The sequence below is a fragment of the Leucobacter ruminantium genome, from assembly GCF_017565705.1.
Classification (GTDB): domain Bacteria; phylum Actinomycetota; class Actinomycetes; order Actinomycetales; family Microbacteriaceae; genus Leucobacter; species Leucobacter ruminantium.
The window spans coordinates 69,196-86,099 of the sequence record NZ_JAGDYL010000015.1 but is presented as its reverse complement, the minus strand read 5'-3'; the positions used below and the strand labels follow the sequence as shown (position 1 = coordinate 86,099).

General features: G+C 70.3%; 15 protein-coding genes. 7 read left to right on the top strand and 8 right to left on the bottom strand.

What is annotated here, in order from left to right:
* Positions 1 to 9 precede the first annotated feature (9 nt).
* On the bottom strand, positions 10 to 1,749 hold the full coding sequence (locus tag J4H91_RS09765) for a PucR family transcriptional regulator (RefSeq protein WP_208046075.1): 1,740 nt from the start codon (positions 1,747 to 1,749) through the stop codon (positions 10 to 12).
* Positions 1,750 to 1,934: 185 nt separating this feature from the next.
* On the opposite strand from J4H91_RS09765, the gene J4H91_RS09760 reads away from it, so the two are divergent.
* Together J4H91_RS09760 and J4H91_RS09755 are read left to right on the top strand one after the other, a co-directional pair.
* On the top strand, positions 1,935 to 3,419 hold the full coding sequence (locus J4H91_RS09760) for a CoA-acylating methylmalonate-semialdehyde dehydrogenase (RefSeq protein ID WP_208046074.1): 1,485 nt from the start codon (positions 1,935 to 1,937) through the stop codon (positions 3,417 to 3,419).
* Between the two features lie 126 nt (positions 3,420 to 3,545).
* On the top strand, positions 3,546 to 4,937 hold the full coding sequence (locus tag J4H91_RS09755; protein WP_208046073.1) for an aspartate aminotransferase family protein: 1,392 nt from the start codon (positions 3,546 to 3,548) through the stop codon (positions 4,935 to 4,937).
* Between the two features lie 98 nt (positions 4,938 to 5,035).
* On the opposite strand, the gene J4H91_RS09750 is transcribed toward J4H91_RS09755, so the two are convergent.
* The 3 genes from J4H91_RS09750 to J4H91_RS09740 form a co-directional block, all read right to left on the bottom strand.
* Entirely contained in the window at positions 5,036 to 5,677 is a 642-nt protein-coding gene (locus J4H91_RS09750) for a dihydrofolate reductase family protein (protein WP_208046072.1), read from the bottom strand.
* An 89-nt stretch (positions 5,678 to 5,766) separates the two neighbouring features.
* Positions 5,767 to 6,450, bottom strand: a complete 684-nt coding sequence (locus tag J4H91_RS09745) for a winged helix-turn-helix transcriptional regulator (RefSeq protein WP_208046071.1) — start codon at positions 6,448 to 6,450, stop codon at positions 5,767 to 5,769.
* Between the two features lie 2 nt (positions 6,451 to 6,452).
* Positions 6,453 to 6,905, bottom strand: a complete 453-nt coding sequence (locus tag J4H91_RS09740) for a VOC family protein (protein WP_208046070.1) — start codon at positions 6,903 to 6,905, stop codon at positions 6,453 to 6,455.
* Between the two features lie 157 nt (positions 6,906 to 7,062).
* Here J4H91_RS09740 and J4H91_RS09735 point away from each other — a divergent pair, with 157 nt between their 5' ends.
* Positions 7,063 to 7,524 (top strand): MarR family winged helix-turn-helix transcriptional regulator, encoded by a 462-nt coding sequence (locus J4H91_RS09735; protein ID WP_208046069.1) that lies wholly within the window; start codon positions 7,063 to 7,065, stop codon positions 7,522 to 7,524.
* Between the two features lie 99 nt (positions 7,525 to 7,623).
* On the top strand, positions 7,624 to 8,916 hold the full coding sequence (locus J4H91_RS09730; RefSeq protein WP_341783507.1) for an MFS transporter: 1,293 nt from the start codon (positions 7,624 to 7,626) through the stop codon (positions 8,914 to 8,916).
* Positions 8,917 to 8,995: 79 nt separating this feature from the next.
* Here the strand turns inward: J4H91_RS09730 and J4H91_RS09725 are convergent, their stop codons facing one another.
* The 3 genes from J4H91_RS09725 to J4H91_RS09715 form a co-directional block, all read right to left on the bottom strand.
* On the bottom strand, positions 8,996 to 9,691 hold the full coding sequence (locus J4H91_RS09725; RefSeq protein ID WP_208046068.1) for a CE1759 family FMN reductase: 696 nt from the start codon (positions 9,689 to 9,691) through the stop codon (positions 8,996 to 8,998).
* Between the two features lie 88 nt (positions 9,692 to 9,779).
* Positions 9,780 to 10,235: a MarR family winged helix-turn-helix transcriptional regulator gene (locus J4H91_RS09720; RefSeq protein WP_208046067.1), complete on the bottom strand. Its 456-nt coding sequence runs from the start codon at positions 10,233 to 10,235 to the stop codon at positions 9,780 to 9,782.
* A gap of 174 nt (positions 10,236 to 10,409) precedes the next feature.
* A complete protein-coding gene (locus tag J4H91_RS09715) occupies positions 10,410 to 11,564 on the bottom strand; it encodes an LLM class flavin-dependent oxidoreductase (RefSeq protein ID WP_208046066.1) in 1,155 nt (384 codons plus the stop codon).
* 186 nt (positions 11,565 to 11,750) lie between these two features.
* On the opposite strand from J4H91_RS09715, the gene J4H91_RS09710 reads away from it, so the two are divergent.
* From J4H91_RS09710 to J4H91_RS09700, 3 genes are all read left to right on the top strand, one after another.
* The gene (locus J4H91_RS09710; RefSeq protein WP_341783506.1) at positions 11,751 to 12,413 is read left to right on the top strand and encodes an ATP-binding cassette domain-containing protein; all 663 of its coding nucleotides are present in this window, start codon (positions 11,751 to 11,753) and stop codon (positions 12,411 to 12,413) included.
* A 61-nt stretch (positions 12,414 to 12,474) separates the two neighbouring features.
* Positions 12,475 to 14,706 carry a YhgE/Pip family protein gene (locus J4H91_RS09705; protein ID WP_208046064.1) on the top strand — a complete coding sequence of 744 codons (2,232 nt, stop codon included), beginning with the start codon at positions 12,475 to 12,477 and terminating at the stop codon, positions 14,704 to 14,706.
* A 157-nt stretch (positions 14,707 to 14,863) separates the two neighbouring features.
* Positions 14,864 to 15,433: a TetR/AcrR family transcriptional regulator gene (locus J4H91_RS09700; protein WP_208046063.1), complete on the top strand. Its 570-nt coding sequence runs from the start codon at positions 14,864 to 14,866 to the stop codon at positions 15,431 to 15,433.
* Between the two features lie 81 nt (positions 15,434 to 15,514).
* Here J4H91_RS09700 and J4H91_RS09695 read toward each other — a convergent pair whose 3' ends face one another.
* Positions 15,515 to 16,723, bottom strand: a complete 1,209-nt coding sequence (locus tag J4H91_RS09695; protein WP_341783505.1) for a pyridoxal phosphate-dependent aminotransferase — start codon at positions 16,721 to 16,723, stop codon at positions 15,515 to 15,517.
* Positions 16,724 to 16,904 lie beyond the last annotated feature (181 nt).

The window sequence follows — 16,904 nt, the reverse complement described above, 5'->3', positions numbered from 1 at the left end:
CGTTGAGTCTCAGTCCGTCGGCCGGCGGGCGAGGAGCGCGACCGCGAGTGTGGCGATGACGTCGCCGTCGGTGAGATCGACCCCCAGCAGCTCCTCGATGAGCGCGAGGCGCTGATAGAACACCGAGCGCGACAGCCGTGCGCGCTGCGCTGCGAGGGATCGGTTCGTCGGGTGCGCGAGATAGGTGCTGAGCACCCGCAGCAGGTCGCCGCTGTGCCCGGGCCCTGCGCCCTCGTCGTGCTCGACCAGCGGGGCGAGCGTCGCGCTCACGAACTCCTGCATCTCGGGCGTCGCCGACAGCCCGCGCACGAGGTAGGCGAGCGCCTGCCGCTCCGCCTGCTGCACGGTGACCCGGCCGACGCCCGCGACCGGTCGGAGCGTGCCGGCCGCGCGCACCCGCTCGAGCGATGTGATGAGGGATCGCAGGCCGTGCCCGGCCGCGCCGAGGGAGAGGTGGGCCCGCCAGCCCGGTGGCGTGGTCGACGGCAGCAGCATGTCGAGCTCGCGCGAGAGGCGCACCGCCAGAGGGTGCGCGATGTCGGGGGATCCGGGCTGGCTCACCCGCGCGTCCCCCGCGGGGAAGGAGAGCAGGGCGAGCAGCGCGGGCGCCCGGCCCGGCTCGCGCTCGACGTCGAGCGTCTGCTCGGGGGCGAGGATCACCCTGCCCTCGGGTGCGACCGTGCGGCGGAGCGCGGTCTCGAGGATGGCCCGCTCGAGCGACTCGTGCGCGCCGAACTCGCCCCGGCTGCTCAGCACCGCGCCGAGCACGACCCGTCCCTCGATGGGGAGACCGTAGGCCGACAGCTGCACGGCGAGCTCCTCGTCGCGGCGGAACCGGCCTCCGAGCAGCACGTCGAAGAGGTGCTTCGAGCTGAGTCGCAGCCATTGCGTGCCGTCGGGGTCGGCGAGCCTGCCGAGCGCGAGAGCGAATGCCCCGAGCTCCAGCACGGTGCGCCGCCCCGCGGGGTGCGGCGGGCCGGGCAGCGCGGTGAGTGCTCCCCACCGGCGGCCCTGCGCCTCGACGGCGACGCGGTCCCATCCCGGGGCCGGGGGATCCTCGCGGCCGTCGCTCACCCATGCGCTGAGCGCGAGGGGTCCGGCCGTACCGACCCCCGCACCGGACCCATCGCCTCCTGCCGCTTCGTCCGAGGTGCCCGAAGAGCCCGAGGCGCCGGACCACGCGACGACGTTGCCCGCCGAATCCTCGAGCACCACCGGTGCGCCGATGGTCTCGGAGAGGCGCTCGACGACGTAGTCGACCGGGCTGCGGTTGAGCCCGAGTTCGGTCAGCATCGCGTGCACCTCGGAGCGGGCCACCAGGGCCTCGCTCTGGGCCGCGAGCAGGCGCTGGTGGATGCGCTGGGTGATCTGCACGAACCGCACCTCGCGGTGCAGTGCGACGAGCGGCACCCCCGCCGCCTCGCACGCGCGCCGCAGCGGGGCGGGGGCCTCCGGGAAGGTGTCGCCGAGCTCGAACACGAAGGCCGCGGGGTTCGTCGCGACCAGGCCGCGCGCGAGTTCGGCGAGCGCCTCCGGCTCTGTCGGCCAGCCGGCGCCCGTGGTCAGCAGCAGCTCGCCCCCGTCGAGCAGGGGAGCGGCCCCGGTCCCCGCGACGACGTGCGCCCAGCGCAGGCGCCGGTCGAGGTGCTCGGCGCCCACGAGCACCTCGGGCGCGCCCGCCGCGAGCTCGGGCAGGGCGAGCGCCTCGGAGACGGCGATCGTGGCGGATTCCGGGGACTCGGTCGTCATGTAGACAAAGTGTATGGGTCTCGGGCAAATAGCAGAAGGATTGACGGTCGCTTTGCTCCAGTCGCGCTGACACACTTGAGATCTACGGCGGTGAGACATCGAACACACTGCCCGGCGCAACAGGCGCCGGGGTGTGGCTCCCGCAACGCCCCAGCGCAGCACACGATTCAGAGGAGAGAGATCACATGGCGCGAATCCCGCACATCATCGGCGGCGAGAAGATCACCGATGCCGAGCGCACGCAGCCGGTCTACAATCCGGCCACCGGCGAGGAGCAGCACGAGCTCTCGATCGCCTCCGCAGCGACCGTCGAACAGGCCATCGCCGCGGCCAAGGCCGCCCTGCCCGAGTGGCGCGCGACGAGCCTGACCAAGCGCGCCAACGTGTTCTTCAACCTGCGTCAGCTGCTCAAGCAGCGCTCGCCCGAGCTCGCCGCGATCATCACGAGCGAGCACGGCAAGGTGCTCTCGGATGCGGGCGGCGAGATCGCGCGCGGCCTCGAGAACGTCGAGTTCGCGGCGGGCCTCCTGCACCTGCTGAAGGGCGAGCGCGACGAGCAGGTCTCCACCGGCATCGACGTGCACTCGGTGAAGCAGCCCGTCGGCGTCGTCGCGGCGATCACCCCGTTCAACTTCCCGGCCATGGTGCCGCTGTGGATGGTCTGCTCGGCGATCGCCTGCGGCAACACGGTCGTGCTCAAGCCCTCCGAGCGCGATCCCTCCGCCTCCGTCTTCATCGCCGACCTCTTCCGCGAGGCCGGCCTGCCCGACGGCGTGCTCAACGTCGTGCACGGCGACAAGGTCGCGGTCGACACGCTGCTCGACAGCCCCGATGTGAAGGCCGTCTCGTTCGTCGGCTCGACCCCGATCGCCCGCTCGATCTACCAGCGCGCCTCCGCCAACGGCAAGCGCGTGCAGGCCCTCGGCGGCGCGAAGAACCACATGCTCGTCATGCCCGACGCCGACCTCACCGTCACCGCCGATGCCGCGATCTCCGCGGCCTACGGCTCGGCCGGCGAGCGCTGCATGGCCGTCTCCGTGCTCGTCGCCGTCGGCGACATCGCCGATCGCCTGATCCCCGAGCTCAAGAGCCGCATCGCGGCGCTCAAGATCGGCGACGGCACGGATCCCTCGTCCGAGATGGGCCCGCTCATCAGCCGCGAGGCGAAGGAGCGCGTCGAGTCGTACGTCGCCGGAGCCGAGGCCGAGGGCGGCACGGTGCTCGTCGACGGCCGCGAGGCCAGCTTCGAGGGCAACGGTTTCTTCACCGGTGTGAGCCTCATCGACAACGTCAAGACCGACAGCAAGGTCTACCTCGAGGAGATCTTCGGGCCGGTGCTCGCCATCGTGCGCGTCGACAGCTACGAGGAGGGCGTGAAGCTCATCAACGAGCACCAGTACGGCAACGGCACCGCCCTCTTCACCCGCGACGGCGCGACCGCGCGTCAGTTCGAGTTCGAGGTCGAGGCGGGCATGGTCGGCATCAATGTGCCGGTGCCGGTGCCCGTCGGCTCCTTCTCGTTCGGCGGCTGGAAGGATTCGCTGTTCGGCGACGCCCACATCTACGGCCCCGAGTCGATCAACTTCTACACCCGTTCGAAGGTCGTCACCACCCGCTGGCCGAATGCCGACCAGTCGCGCGTCGACCTCGGGTTCCCCAGCTACAACTGATGCGATAGCGTCATCCTGCGCCCAGGCGCAGCCAACGGAATCGCAGGGTCCCTCTCGCACGAGATGAGGGATCCTGCGATTTCGCGCAGGACGACCGATCGGCCCACGAAGAAAAGAATTGAGAGCATGTCTGATTACATCGACCTGAACGGCGCCGAGCAGAGCTTCGGCGACACCGAGGCTCAGCGCGAGGTGCGCGCCAACGACCGCCAGTACGTCTTCCACTCCTGGTCGGCGCAGAACAAGATCGATCCGCTGCCGATTTCCAAGGGCGAGGGCGCGCGGTTCTGGGACTACGACGGCAACGAGTACCTCGACTTCTCGTCGCAGCTCGTGAACCTGAACCTGGGGCACCAGCACCCCGGCCTCGTCAAGGCGATCCAGGAGCAGGCCGGCCGCCTCGCGACCATCCAGCCCTCCATCGCGAACGACGTGCGCGGCGAGCTCGCCAAGCGCATCGTCGAGCACTCCTTCGAGGGTGCCCGCTCGGTGTTCTTCACCAACGGCGGCGCAGACGCCAACGAGTACGCGATCCGCATGGCCCGCCACCACACCGGCCGCCAGAAGGTGCTGGCGCGCTACCGCTCGTACCACGGCTCGACCGCCACCGCGATCACCATGACGGGCGACCCGCGCCGCTGGGCCAACGGCGTGCTCGACGCGAATGTGGTGCACTTCTTCGGCCCGTACCAGTACCGCTCGGAGTTCTTCTCCGAGACCCCCGAGCAGGAGACCGAGCGCGCGCTCGCGCACCTCGAGCACACGATCCAGCTCGAGGGGCCCGACACGATCGCCGCGATCATCCTCGAGACCGTCACCGGCACCAACGGCGTGCTCGTGCCGACCCCCGGCTACCTCGCGGGCGTGCGCGCACTGTGCGACAAGTACGGCATCCTGATGATCTGCGACGAGGTCATGGTCGGTTTCGGCCGCATCGGCGAGTGGTTCGCGTACCAGGCGTTCGACGTGACGCCCGATCTCGTGACCTTCGCGAAGGGCGTCAACTCGGGCTACGTGCCCCTCGGCGGCGTGGTCATCTCCGAGGCGATCCACGACACCTTCGGCGACCGGGCGTTCCCGGGCGGGCTCACCTATTCGGGCCACCCGCTGGCGTGCGCGGCCGGCGTCGCGACCTTCGACATCTTCGAGGACGAGAAGATCCTCGAGCGCGTGCGCGACCTCGGCGAGCGCGTGGTCGAGCCCCGCCTGCGCGAGATGGCGGAGAAGCACCCCTCGGTCGGCGAGGTGCGCGGTCGCGGCCTGTTCTGGGCGATGGAGCTCGTGCTCGATCGCGAGACCCGCGAGCCCCTCGTGCCCTACAACGCCGCGGGCGAGGCCGCCGCGCCGATGAACGCGGTGGTCGCCGCGTGCAAGAACGCGGGCCTGTTCCCGTTCGTGCACTTCAACCGCATGCAGATCGCGCCGCCGCTCATCACGAGCGAGGAGGACCTGATCAAGGGCCTCGACATCATCGACGAGGCGCTCACGGTCGCCGACGGCTACTACACGGGCGCGTAGCCGACCGGAGCTCGGAGACGGCGCAAGGCCCCGATCCCTCATCGCGAGGGATCGGGGCCTTCGCCGTCCCCCGGGCCGGAGCCGACGGGTTCGCGGAATCAGGCCTCGGGATCCGCATCCATCGTGCCGGTCTCGGGGATCCCCGGCTCCGGCGCGTAGCGCAGCAGCACCGCTCCGGCGCTGCCTGAGACGGGCGGGTCGATGAGGCGGAGGTTCGCGGGCGCGGCGCCGTCGGGGAAGACCTTCTTGCCCGTGCCGAGCACGATCGGGTAGACCCAGAGCTTCAGCTCATCGAACAGGCGTTCCGCGAGGAGCGTCTGCACCAGATCCAGGCTGCCGATCACGTGCACCTCGCGGTGCCGCTCGCGCAGGCGCGCGACCTCGTCGGCGAGGGAGTCGCCGATGCGCGTCGTGCCGGTCCACTGCGGTGCGAGCCCCGGGTCGCGCGAGGCGACGTACTTAGGGATCGCATCGAAGATGCGCCCGATCTCGACGTCCTGCTCCGGCCAGTAGGCCGCGAAGATGTCGTAGGTGCGTCGGCCGAGCAGCAGGGCGTCCATGCTCCTGATGCCCTCCATCACGGAGCGGCCGACCATGTCATCCGGGTGCGGAGCCTGCCAGCCCCCGAAGCGGAAGTTATCGCTCGGGTCTTCCTCTGGGCCTCCGGGCGCCTGGGCGACGCCGTCGAGGGTCGTGAAGAGGTCGATGACGATGCGTCCTGCGGTCGTGTTGTCGGTCATGATGACTCCTTTGTCGGTTGCTCCCCTCGACGGGCTCGGGGAGCGGAGCAGGCTCCGGGAGCGGAGGAGGCCCGGGGTCGGGGTGCGGCTCAGAGCGCCGGGAGCGGATCGATGCGGAACATCTCCGCGAACGCGCTCAGCACCGCTGGCTCGCCGCGCACGACGGCCGCGATATCCCGAGCGACCGCCTCCTCCGCAGTGATCTCGCCGCCGATGAGCCGGCGGATCCCGGGCCCGGCGACGATGACGCCCTCGGGGTCGCCGCTCGGAAGGGAACTCCCGACGGGCGGCGCCGGGGGAGCGAGCTGCGCGACGGTCAGGGCCCGATCTCTCACCCGAGCGCGCAGCGCGACGTCTCCGACGTGCAGCTCGAAGTCGATGTCGCGGGCGCGCTCCTCGCGGAACGCGGTGCGCAGCGCCATCGTGAGCGAGTCCGCGGTGACGGCATCGCCCTCCGCGGGATCGCCCATGGTCTGGAAGCCCCAGCGGCCGAGCGCCAGCACGATCGGTTCGAGCGCCCGGCCGTAGGGGGTGAGCTCGTAGACGAGCCCGCAGCGGGCGAGGGGCGCGCGCCGCACGACCCCGCCCTCTTGCAGCTCCTTGAGTCTCGTGCTCAGGACGTTGGTCGGGATGCGCGGCAGCCCCTGCTTGAGGTCGGTGTAGCGGCGCGGGCCGACGAGCAGGTCGCGGACGATGAGCAGTGCCCACCGCTCCCCGATGATCTCGACGGCCCGTGTGACTCCGCAGTACTGGCCGTAGCTGCGCGCGGCCATCGTCAGCTTCCGGGCACGGGATCCGGGCCGGCGCCGTGCTCGTCGACGTAGGCCTCGGGGCCCTGCTCGGCGGCCTGCGGCTCCATGTAGGTGAACTCGATGATGTTGCCGTCGGGGTCGTTGAGGCTGCGCTGGTACATGAAGCCGTAGTCCTTCGCCGTACCCGCCTCGCTGCCGCCGTTGGCGAGGCCCGCCTCGACGGTCGAGTCGACGTGCTCGCGCGAGTCGCGGGTGAAGGCCACCGACATCTGCGCGCTCGTGTGCGGGTCGACGATCTGCTTGTCGGTGAACTGCTTGAAGTGCTCGTGGGTGAGCACCATGAAGAAGGTGTTCTCGTCCCAGACGACGCAGGCCGCGTTCTCATCGGTGAACATCGGGTTGATCTCGCAGCCGAGCGCCGTGTAGAAGGCCTTGCTGCGCTCGAGGTCGGTGGTGGTGATGTTGACGAAGATCATGGGAGGCTCCTTCGACTCGATGGTGATCCGTTGGCATCAAGCTTGCAAAAAGCAAGCGTCCTTGTCAATAGCAAGTTCCTCCCGGTCTGAGTCGCGATCCCTCACCCGCATCAATTTACATAGTTACATTATGCAATCTGTGATAGCGTGTATTGACATGAGCGAGGAGAATGTAAACGAAGCATCGGACATCGATGTGCTTGCGCTCGACCTGACGCGCGTCACCGGGCGGTTCTCGCGGATCGCCGGGCGCATGGCGGGCACGGGGTACTCGCTCATCGCCTGGCGCGTGCTCGCCGAGCTCGAGCAGTCGGGCTCGGCGCGGGTGAGCGAGCTCGCCCTTCAGCAGCGCGTCGCCCAGCCCTCCATGACGGGCCTCGTGCAGCGTCTGGAGGGCGAGGGATGGGTCGAGCGCCGACCCGATCCCGAAGACGGCCGCGCCGCGCTCGTGAGCGTCACCGCGGCCGGCACCGCGGCGCTCGACGAGTATCGGCGCGTCGCCGCCGACCGGGTGCGCCCCCACCTCGCCGAGCTCTCCGAGTTCGACCGCGCCACCCTCGCGCGCGCCGCCGAACTCATGCAGCGGCTCAGCGAGCGGATCGACGACCCGCGGGTCTGATCCCTCACCCCAATCCCTCATCTCCCCGACCGACCACACATCGAAGGAGTCATCACGTCCACCGCAACCGACACCCAACCGGCGACCGGCCCCGTCCGCGTGACGGAACCCGCGAGCCCGGCCCGAAAGCCGTCGATCCTGCGTCAGCCCACCGCCGTGTGGGCGATCGCCTTCGCCTGCGCCATCTCGTTCATGGGCATCGGTCTCGTCGACCCGATCCTCCCGGCGATCAGCCACGAACTCGGAGCGAGTGCCGGCCAGACCATGCTGCTCTTCACGAGCTACCTCTTCATCACGGGCATCGCGATGTTCTTCACGAGCTGGGTCTCCGGACTCATCGGCGTCCGTTGGACGCTCGTGGCGGGCCTCGTGCTGATCGTCGTATTCGCCGCTCTGGCGGGAGGCTCGAGCGCCGTCGGCGAGATCATCGGCTTCCGCGCCGGCTGGGGGCTCGGCAATGCGCTCTTCATCTCGACGGCGCTCGCCGCCATCGTCGGCGCGGCGTCCGGCGGATCCCGCCAGGCGATCGTGCTCTACGAGGCCGCCCTCGGCGTCGGTATGGCCATCGGCCCGCTCGTGGGCGGCGCCCTCGGATCCATCTCGTGGCGCGGCCCCTTCTTCGGCACTGCGGCGCTCATGGCCATCGCGCTCGTCGCGATCCTCGCGCTGCTGCGCGCGCCGAAGCAGACCGCGGCCGAGCGGGCCGCCGCGCGCGCGGAGCGACCCTCGTTCGTCGCGAGCTTCAAGGCGCTTCGCAACCCTGCGCTGCTCGCGCTCGCGGGTGTCGCGTTCTTCTACAACTTCGGCTTCTTCGTGCTGCTCGCCTACAGCCCCTACCCGATGGAGGCGGCGGCCAAGGCGGCCGGCCTCGAGGCGTTCGGCGCGCACGAGCTGGGCCTCGTGTTCTTCGGCTGGGGCCTCGCGCTCGCGATCACCTCGGTGCTCGTCGCGCCCGTGCTCACCCGCCGCTTGGGCCTGCGGCCCGTGCTCTTCGCGATGCTCGGCGGACTCACGGTCTGCCTCGCGCTGCTCGGTGTCTTCGTGAACTCGCTGCCGGGGCTCGTCACGGTCGTCGTGGTGAGCGGCCTGCTGCTCGGGATCATGAACACGGCGCTGACCGAGGCAGTGATGGAGGCGACCGATCTGCCGCGCAACGTCGCCTCGTCCACCTACTCGGCCGTGCGTTTCATCGGCGGCGCGATCGCTCCGGCCGTGGCCGGTCCGCTCGCCGACTGGCTCGGCGCCCCGGCTCCCTACTGGACGGGCGCGGCCTCGCTGGTCGTGTCGATCGTCGTGCTCGCCTGCGTTGGGCACCTGCTGCACCGGGTCGGTGCGCCGCACGAGACTGCTGTCGGCGAGGCCGAGGCGATCGGCGCGGGCGACGCGGCGTAGGGCTTCTCGGGCTTGCGAACGGACGCAACGGGGGTGAGGGATCGCGATCCCTCACCCCCGTCGCATCCTTCCGCTCCGCCTACGCCCCGCCGGTCGCGAGGCGCATGAGGTCGGTGTCGAGCTCGATGCCGAGCTCGGTGCCCCCGGCGCTGCCGAAGGAGTGCTGGTAGGCGCCCCACGCCTCGCCGCGCACCGCCTCGCGGAAACCGCCGTCGATCAGTGCCACGAGTTCCGTCGCCGAGCGCCCGATGCGGTCGCCGAGCTCACGGCTCGTCCAGTCGTCGGGCGACGCGAAGAGCGACGTCGGAACCGTCACCGTGCGCAGGTAGGCGAAGAGCCCGCGCAGCTGGTCGTCGACCACGAGCGCGTGGCGCGCGCTTCCGGCGGTCGCGGCGAGCACTACGGGAGTGCCGATCAGCAGGTCGTTATCGAGCACCTGGAAGAACGAGGTGAAGAGGCCGCTCGCACCGGCCTTGTAGACGGGCGTCGCAGCGATGAGGGCGTCGGCGTCGCGAAGTGCGTCGCTCGCCTCCTGCAGTGCGGGGGAGACGTGCTGCGAGACCAGTGCGGTCGTGACGTCGGCCGCGAGGGATCGCAGGTCGATCGTGCGCACGCGCAGCTCGATGCCGCGCTGCGCCGCGATCTCGGCGGCGCGGCCGGCGACACGATCGGCGAGCATGGTGCTCGTCGAGGGATCGCTCGTGCCGGCGCTCACCACGGCGATGGTGCGGGCGGATTCGTGAGCCGCGGGGGCTCCGTCGAAGGGTGCGTTCATGGTGCGGTCTTCTTTCGTTCGAGTGACCCCGTTCGGGCGGGGTCGTGCTGATGGGGGACGCGCGCGGCTCGCGCCGAGCCTGCGCATCTCAGCCGCGGGCGGCGAGTTTCGTGCAGAGCGCCAGCAGATCCCTCATCTCATCGGGGGTCAGAGCGGCGCCGAGCTCGCGCGCCACGCTCTTCGCGTGCGCCCGCCCGACCTCTCGCTGCAGGCGCGCGCCCTCCTCGGTCAGCGATACCCGCACGGCGCGGGCGTCGTCGGGGTCGGGCTCGCGGGCGACGAGGCCACGGGTGGCGAGCCGGTCGATCATGCGCGAGAGCGCGGGCTGGCTCAGCAGCACGCCGCTCTGCACCTCGCAGATGCGCATGGACTCGGCGCCCCTCGCCGCACCCTTCGCGAGCGTGTAGAGCACGTCGTACTCGCGCATGCCGACCTCGCCCCACATGCCCTCGTCGGCGAAGCGTCCGGTGAGGCCCGCGTGCGCCGTCATCAGCGACTCCCACGCCTCGTTGGCGAGTCGCACGTCGATGCGTTCGGTGGTCATGGTGTCTACTCTTCTCGTCGGGTGCGGCGATGACAAATCGTGGGGCGAGGGATCCTGCCGCGAGGGATCCCTCGCCCGTCATTCGGCTCTCGCCCGTACTTCGGATGGAATCCGGCGGTTCGATCCGAATGAGCGGTCAGATCCGAAATACGGACCGGAATCCGGTCCGCCCGCTCAGTTGCGGTAGGGCGACCCGCCGGTCACGTTGTCGCCGCGGTTCGCGCCGGGGCGCGGCTGGCGGGGCTCTGCGTCGCCGTACTTGTCGCGTACGAGCTGCGCGTGCGTGGGTGCGGAGGCCGGAACCTCCGGATCCCTCATCGCATCGAGCTCGCGGCGCAGCACCGGCACCACCTCGGAGCCGAGCAGGTCGAGCTGCTCGAGCACCGTCTTCGTCGGCAGGCCGGCGTGGTCGATGAGGAACATCTGGCGCTGGTAGTCGCCGAAGGTCTCGCGGAAGGTGAGGGTCTTGTCGATGACCTCCTGCGGGCTGCCGACGGTCAGGGGCGTCTGCTTCATGAAGTCCTCCATGCGCGGCCCGTGGCCGTAGACGGGGGCCTCGTCGAAGTAGGGGCGGAAGCCGTCGATCGCGTCCTGGGAGTTCTTCGCGATGAAGGTCTGCCCGCCGAGGCCGACGATCGCCTGCGACGCCTTGCCGTGCCCGTAGTGCTCGAAGCGCTGGCGGTAGAAGTCGATGAGGCGCAGCGAGTGCTCGGACGGCCAGAAGATGTGGTTCGCGAAGAATCCGTCGCCGTAGTACGCGGCCTGCTCGGCGATCTCGGGGGTGCGGATCGAGCCGTGCCACACGAAGGGCGGCACGTCGTCGAGCGGGCGGGGGGTCGAGGTGAAGCCCTGCAGCGGGGTGCGGAAGTTGCCGTCGTAGTCGACGACGTCCTCGCGCCACAGCCGGTGCAGCAGGTTGTAGTTCTCGAGCGCGAGGGGCAGCGAGCTGCGGATGTCCTTGCCGAACCAGGGGTACACGGGCGCCGTGTTGCCGCGTCCGAGCATGAGGTCCATGCGGCCGTTCGAGAGGTGCTGCAGCATCGCGTACTCCTCGGCGATGCGCACGGGGTCGTTGGTGGTGATGAGCGTCGTGCTGGTGCTCAGCTTGAGGCGCTCCGTCTGGCCCGCGATGTAGGCGAGGAAGGTGGTGGGGCTCGACGAGAAGAAGGGCGGGTTGTGGTGCTCGCCGATCGCGAAGACGTCGAGGCCGACCTCCTCCGCGTGCTTGGCGATGGTCGCGAGGCCACGGATGCGCTCGGCCTCGCTGGGCGTCTCGCCGCTGACCGGGTCGCGGGTGACGTCGCTGACCGAGAAGATCCCGAATTCCATGGGGTGCTCCGTTTCTGTGGTTGCGCCTAATTATATGCGCTTGCATATAAATGAAACGAGGGGGCCGCGGGTTTATTCCCGGGTGTTCCGAAAGGGATCGCGTGTCGTCCGGGCGGGCTTGACGCGTGCCCAACCTCAATTTAGACTGACTAGTCAGTAAGGAAATTCGAATTGCGAGGAACCCACGTGAGCGCAACCCCGGTCATCGACCTGCAGCAGGTCTCCGTGCGCGGCCCCCGCGGGCCGGTCTTCGGCCCGCTGACCGCGCGCAGCGACAGTCCAGTCACCGTCGTTCTCGGCCCGCGCGGCAGCGGCCGCACATCGCTGCTGCTCTGCATCGCGGGTCGCATGAAGCCGGGGGAGGGATCCCTCGCGGTCCTCGGCGAGACCGCACCCTCGGCGATCCGTCGCCGCACGGGCATCGCGGGCTTCGAGGCCGTCGACGCTCTCGAGCCGGCGGTCACCCTCGGCGCCACGCTGCGCGAGCGGCTGGCCTGGGCTCTTCCCTGGTACCGTCGCACGCCGCGCATGACGCCGCAGCTCAGCCGGGAACTGCTCGCGGAAGCCTTCGGCCACCTCGAGCAGCCGGGCCCCGACACCGCGGTGCACGACCTCGGCCCCGCCGACGAGATGCTCGTGCGCATCGCGCTCGCGCTCATCGAGCAGCCCGACATGCTCGTGATCGACGACTTCGACGCGCTCCGCGACCCCGCCGAGCGCGCGACGGTCGCCGGCCGTCTCGAAGCGCTCGCGCGGCGAGGGATCCCTATCGCACTCGCGACCACCGACCCGGGCGATATCGGGCTGCTCGCAGGGGCTGCGGGCGAGCCGGCCGTCATCGAGCTCTAGGGCGTGCTCGGCTGAGACTCCGCCGCGCACGCAAGAACATCAGAAGCAGGAAGAACCACCCATGTCTCTCTTCACCCGCAGCACCGAGCTGAAGCGGTTCCGCGAGGGCGCGCTGCCCAAGATCGCGCTCGTCGTGCTCCTCGTCATCCCGCTCATCTACGGAGCCCTCTACCTCTGGGCGTTCTGGGCGCCGACGGACAACCTGAACAAGCTCCCCGTCGCGATCGTCAATCTCGACGAACCGGCCGAGAAGCCCGATGGCACGATGCTCGCCGCGGGCGACGACGTGGTCGAGCAGCTGCAGGAGGGCGAGGATCTCGCGTGGCGCCCGCTCGGCGCCGACGCAGCGGCCCGGGCCGTCGGCGACGGCGACGTCTACTTCTCGGTGACGATCCCTCGCGACTTCTCGAGCACGCTGGCCGGCCTGCAGGACGACCCGAAGGCGGGCGAGATCGAGGTGGTCTACAACGACAACAACTCCTTCCTCGCCTCGACCCTCGGCAAGCAGGCCATGGTGCAGCTCCGCGATGCCGTCGCCGAGACCGCCACCCAGACCGCGGCCGAGCAGGTGCTCGTCGGCGTCGAGAAGCTGAGCGACGGCACGCGCACGGCGGCCAAGGCCGCGGGGACCCTCGAAACCGGCACCTCGGCCGTCGCCGACGGCAGCGAGAAGCTCACCGCCGGGCTCGGCGAACTCGCGGACGGCACGTCGCAGCTCGCCGCGCAGGCTCCGGCTCTCGTCGAGGGCACTGGCCGGCTCGCGAGCGGTGCGGATCGCGCCCGTGACGGCAGCGCGCAGCTCGCCGAGGGCAGCGGACGGCTGTCGGACGGCGCCACCCAGCTCTCCTCGGGCGCCGCGCAGCTCGACGCGAAGCTCGGCGAGGCGCAGACGGGCTCGACGCGGCTCCGCGAGGGGATGGACCGGCTGGCGGCGCAGGCCCCCACTCTCGCCGGTGGCGTGCAGAGCGCGCTGACCGGCAGCCAGCAGCTCGCGGGCGGTGTCGCCTCCGCCCAGAGCGGTGCCGCATCGCTCTCCGGTGCGCTCGGTCAGGTCGCCGCGCTGGCCGGCGAGAACCCCGACATGACCCTTGCGCAGCTCGATGCCGCGCTCGCCCAGCAGGGGGCCTCGCTCGCGGGGCTCGCGGGCGGCGCCCAGCAGCTCTCCGATGGCCTGACGACCGCGAGCAGTGGAGCGCAGACCCTCTCGGACGGGCTCTCCCGGCTGAACGACGGCTTGGCTGGGCTGCCTGCTCAGGCCGCCGAGGCACAGAGCGGTGCCGCGAACCTCGAGCAGGGCCTTGCCGCACTCAAGGGCGGCTCCGCGACCCTCGCATCGAAGTCGGGAGAACTCGCGGGCGGTGCGCAGACGCTGTCCTCGAAGACCGGTGAGCTGGCGGCGGGGGCGCAGCAGCTCTCCGACGGCGCGAACGAACTCGCCTCGAAGACTCCCGCGCTCGCCGCGGGAGCGCAGAAGCTCGACGCCGGAGCGCAGCAGGCGAGCGAGAGGTCGGGCGAGCTGGCCGCGGGGGCGGGCAAGGTGAGCGAGGGATCCTCCACCTTCGCCTCGAAGCTCGCCGACGGCGCAGCCGAGGCCCCGAGCTTCGAGCGGGGCCAGACCGCGAAGATCTCCGAGACGATGGCGGCGCCGGTGCAGCTCGCCGAGCACACCGAGAACGAGGTGCAGGGCTTCGGGGAGGGCTTCGCGCCCTTCTTCATCGCGCTCGCCTCGTTCGTGGGGGCGCTCATCACCTGGCTGATCCTGCGGCCCCTGCCGCACAGGCCCCTCGCCTCGAACGTCTCGGGCTTCCGCACGGTGCTCACCGGGTTCTGGCCGGCGGCGCTCATCGGCGTCGGGCAGGTGGCCATCATGATGGCGGTGCTCGTGTTCGGGATCGGCATGCGCCCGGCGCACTGGATGGGCATGGCCGCGTTCATGCTGCTCGTGACACTCGCGTTCCTGGCCCTGCAGCAGATGTTCATCGCGCTGCTCGGCACCGCCACCGGTCGCGTCGTGAGCCTCGTGCTGCTCATGCTGATGCTGTCGTCGTCGGGCGGCACCTACCCCGTCGAGACGACGCCCGCGTTCTTCCAGGCGCTGCACCCCTTCATGCCGGCGTCCTACGTCGTCGAGGGCTTGCGTCAGCTCATCGGCGGAGGGATCGACGCCCGCTTCTGGGGGGCGCTGCTCGTGATGGCGGGTGTGCTCGTGGGGTCTCTCGCGATCAGTGCGGTGGCGGCCCGCAGGCAGAAGGTGTGGACGGTGAAGCGCCTGCACCCGAGCCTTGCCATCTGATCAGCCGGGCGGGCTGTCCCGCCGGCCCGGCGAGCGGAGCTCGTCGAAACCACCTCGTCTCGCGGCAATGATGCAGTAGTGGCGGCGCAAGCACGTCGATGAGCCCCACTACTGCGTCATTGCGGGCACGGAGGCGCCGGTACGAGAGGATAGGACCATGGCACGGGTCAACACGAAGCAGCGCATCACGGACGCGGCGGTGCGCGTCGCCGCCCGGCACGGCATCAGCGGAGCCTCGATGGACCAGATCGCCGAGCTGGCCGGCGTCGCGAAGGGCAGCCTCTACTACAACTTCGCCTCGAAGGATGCGATCTTCGAAGAGGTGATGCGCAGCGGTTTCGAGACGCTCGCGGCAGCCATCGACGGGGCTCGCGAGGGATCGGCCGGCGACCCCTCGCGGATGCCCAGGGCCGTGGCGCGCGCGACCCTCGAGACCCTGCGCGGCAACCTCGACCTCGCGAAGCTGATGGCAGCCGAGGTGTTCCGCACCGACCGGCCGTGGGCAGGCGGAATGGAGCTCGCCCGTTCGTCGGTGGTCGTGCGCTATCGCGACGTGCTGCGCGACGCGGAGGCCGCGCGGGCCGACGCCGCAGCGGGCGACGAGATCACCGAGATCGCGGGCGCGGCCTTCTTCGGCGCGCTCGCCGGGGCCTGCCTCGACTGGCTGCTGTTCCGCCCCGAGCAACCGATCGACCGCGTGCTCGACCAGGTGCTGCGAGCCTTCTAGGGGCCTCGCCGCTTCGACGGTCGGGGCGTGGACGAGAGAGGTCAGGGACCGACCGCCGATCCCTGACCCGCCTCGCGGAGGCTACTCGGCCTCGGAGAGCAGCGCCTGGATGCGGCGCACGCCCTCGAGGAGCGCCTCGTCGCCGAGCGCGTAGCTGAAGCGCAGGTAGCCGCTCGGTCCGAAGGCCTCGCCGGGTACCGCCGCGACCTCGGCTTCCGAGAGGATGAGGTCGGCGAGATCGAGCGAGGTGGTCGGCGTCACGCCGCGGTAGGTCTTGTCGAGGGCGGCGGTGACGTCGACGTAGGCGTAGAACGCGCCCTCGGGCGTGGGGCAGTTGAAACCGGGCACAGCGTTCAGCTCGGCGACGATGAGCTTGCGGCGGCGGTCGAACGCCTGGCGCATCTCCTCGATCGGCTCCTGCGAACCGGTGAGCGCTGCTACGCCTGCGCGCTGGGCGATGTTGTTGATGTTCGAAGTGAGGTGCGACTGGAGGTTCGCCGCGCCCTTGATGATGTCGGCCGGGCCGATCATCCAGCCGAGACGCCAGCCGGTCATCGCGTAGGTCTTCGCGACGCCGTTCACGAGGATCGTGCGGTCGCGGAGGGCGGGGACGGCCTCGACGATCGAGGTGGCGCGCACGCCGTCGTAGGTCAAGTTCTGGTAGATCTCGTCGGAGATGACCCAGAGGCCCTTCTCCTGGGCCCACTCGCCGATCGCGCGGGTCTCCTCCGGTGAGTACACGGCGCCGGTAGGGTTCGACGGAGAGACGAACAGCAGCACCTTGGTGCGCTCCGTGAGCGCGGCGTCGAGCTGCTCGACAGTCACCTTGTACCCCTGATCGGCACCCGCGAAGACCTCGACGGGCACGCCGTCTGCGAGCTGGATCGCCTCGGGGTAGGTGGTCCAGTACGGAGTGGGCACGATGACCTCGTCGCCCGGATCGAGCAGCACCTGGAAGGACTGGTAGACGGCCTGCTTGCCGCCGTTCGTGACGATCACCTGCGAGGCCGGGACATCCCAGCCCGAGTCGCGGGCGGTCTTGGCCGCGATCGCCTCGCGCAGCTCGGGAAGACCGGCCGCGGCGGTGTACCGGAAGTTCTTGGGATCGTCGAGTGCGGCGCGCGCCGCATCGACGATGTGAGCGGGCGTCGCGAAGTCGGGCTCACCCGCGGCGTAGCTGATGACGGGGCGGCCCTCGGCCTGCAGGGCTTTCGCCTTCGCATCGACCTTGAGGGTCGCGGATTCTGCGATGGCGGCGATCTTCTTCGAAAGGCGGGGAGTCTCAGTCACCCTCCAAGCGTATGCCAAGACGGGGGCGGGCTCGCAGAGCATATTTCCAGCCGGACCCCGCTGCGGCCGGCCCGGCGCGCCGCCCCGGTTCGACAAGCGGAGCGGGATCGCGTAGAGTGTTCCTCGGTGATTGACTTTCGCCAGAATTTTCTGTGCCCGTAAGAGCCTCTCGGCTCGGCGG

What these genes read in the sequence shown, in the direction of transcription:
- J4H91_RS09735 (WP_208046069.1), top strand. Translation starts at nt 7,063, where the DNA reads ATGAGCGAGGAGAATGTAAACGAAGCATCGGACATCGATGTGCTTGCG.
- J4H91_RS09705 (WP_208046064.1), top strand. Translation starts at nt 12,475, where the DNA reads ATGTCTCTCTTCACCCGCAGCACCGAGCTGAAGCGGTTCCGCGAGGGC.
- J4H91_RS09725 (WP_208046068.1), bottom strand. Translation starts at nt 9,691, where the DNA reads ATGAACGCACCCTTCGACGGAGCCCCCGCGGCTCACGAATCCGCCCGC.
- J4H91_RS09715 (WP_208046066.1), bottom strand. Translation starts at nt 11,564, where the DNA reads ATGGAATTCGGGATCTTCTCGGTCAGCGACGTCACCCGCGACCCGGTC.
- J4H91_RS09745 (WP_208046071.1), bottom strand. Translation starts at nt 6,450, where the DNA reads ATGGCCGCGCGCAGCTACGGCCAGTACTGCGGAGTCACACGGGCCGTC.
- J4H91_RS09765 (WP_208046075.1), bottom strand. Translation starts at nt 1,749, where the DNA reads ATGACGACCGAGTCCCCGGAATCCGCCACGATCGCCGTCTCCGAGGCG.
- J4H91_RS09700 (WP_208046063.1), top strand. Translation starts at nt 14,864, where the DNA reads ATGGCACGGGTCAACACGAAGCAGCGCATCACGGACGCGGCGGTGCGC.
- J4H91_RS09755 (WP_208046073.1), top strand. Translation starts at nt 3,546, where the DNA reads ATGTCTGATTACATCGACCTGAACGGCGCCGAGCAGAGCTTCGGCGAC.
- J4H91_RS09740 (WP_208046070.1), bottom strand. Translation starts at nt 6,905, where the DNA reads ATGATCTTCGTCAACATCACCACCACCGACCTCGAGCGCAGCAAGGCC.
- J4H91_RS09720 (WP_208046067.1), bottom strand. Translation starts at nt 10,235, where the DNA reads ATGACCACCGAACGCATCGACGTGCGACTCGCCAACGAGGCGTGGGAG.
- J4H91_RS09760 (WP_208046074.1), top strand. Translation starts at nt 1,935, where the DNA reads ATGGCGCGAATCCCGCACATCATCGGCGGCGAGAAGATCACCGATGCC.
- J4H91_RS09750 (WP_208046072.1), bottom strand. Translation starts at nt 5,677, where the DNA reads ATGACCGACAACACGACCGCAGGACGCATCGTCATCGACCTCTTCACG.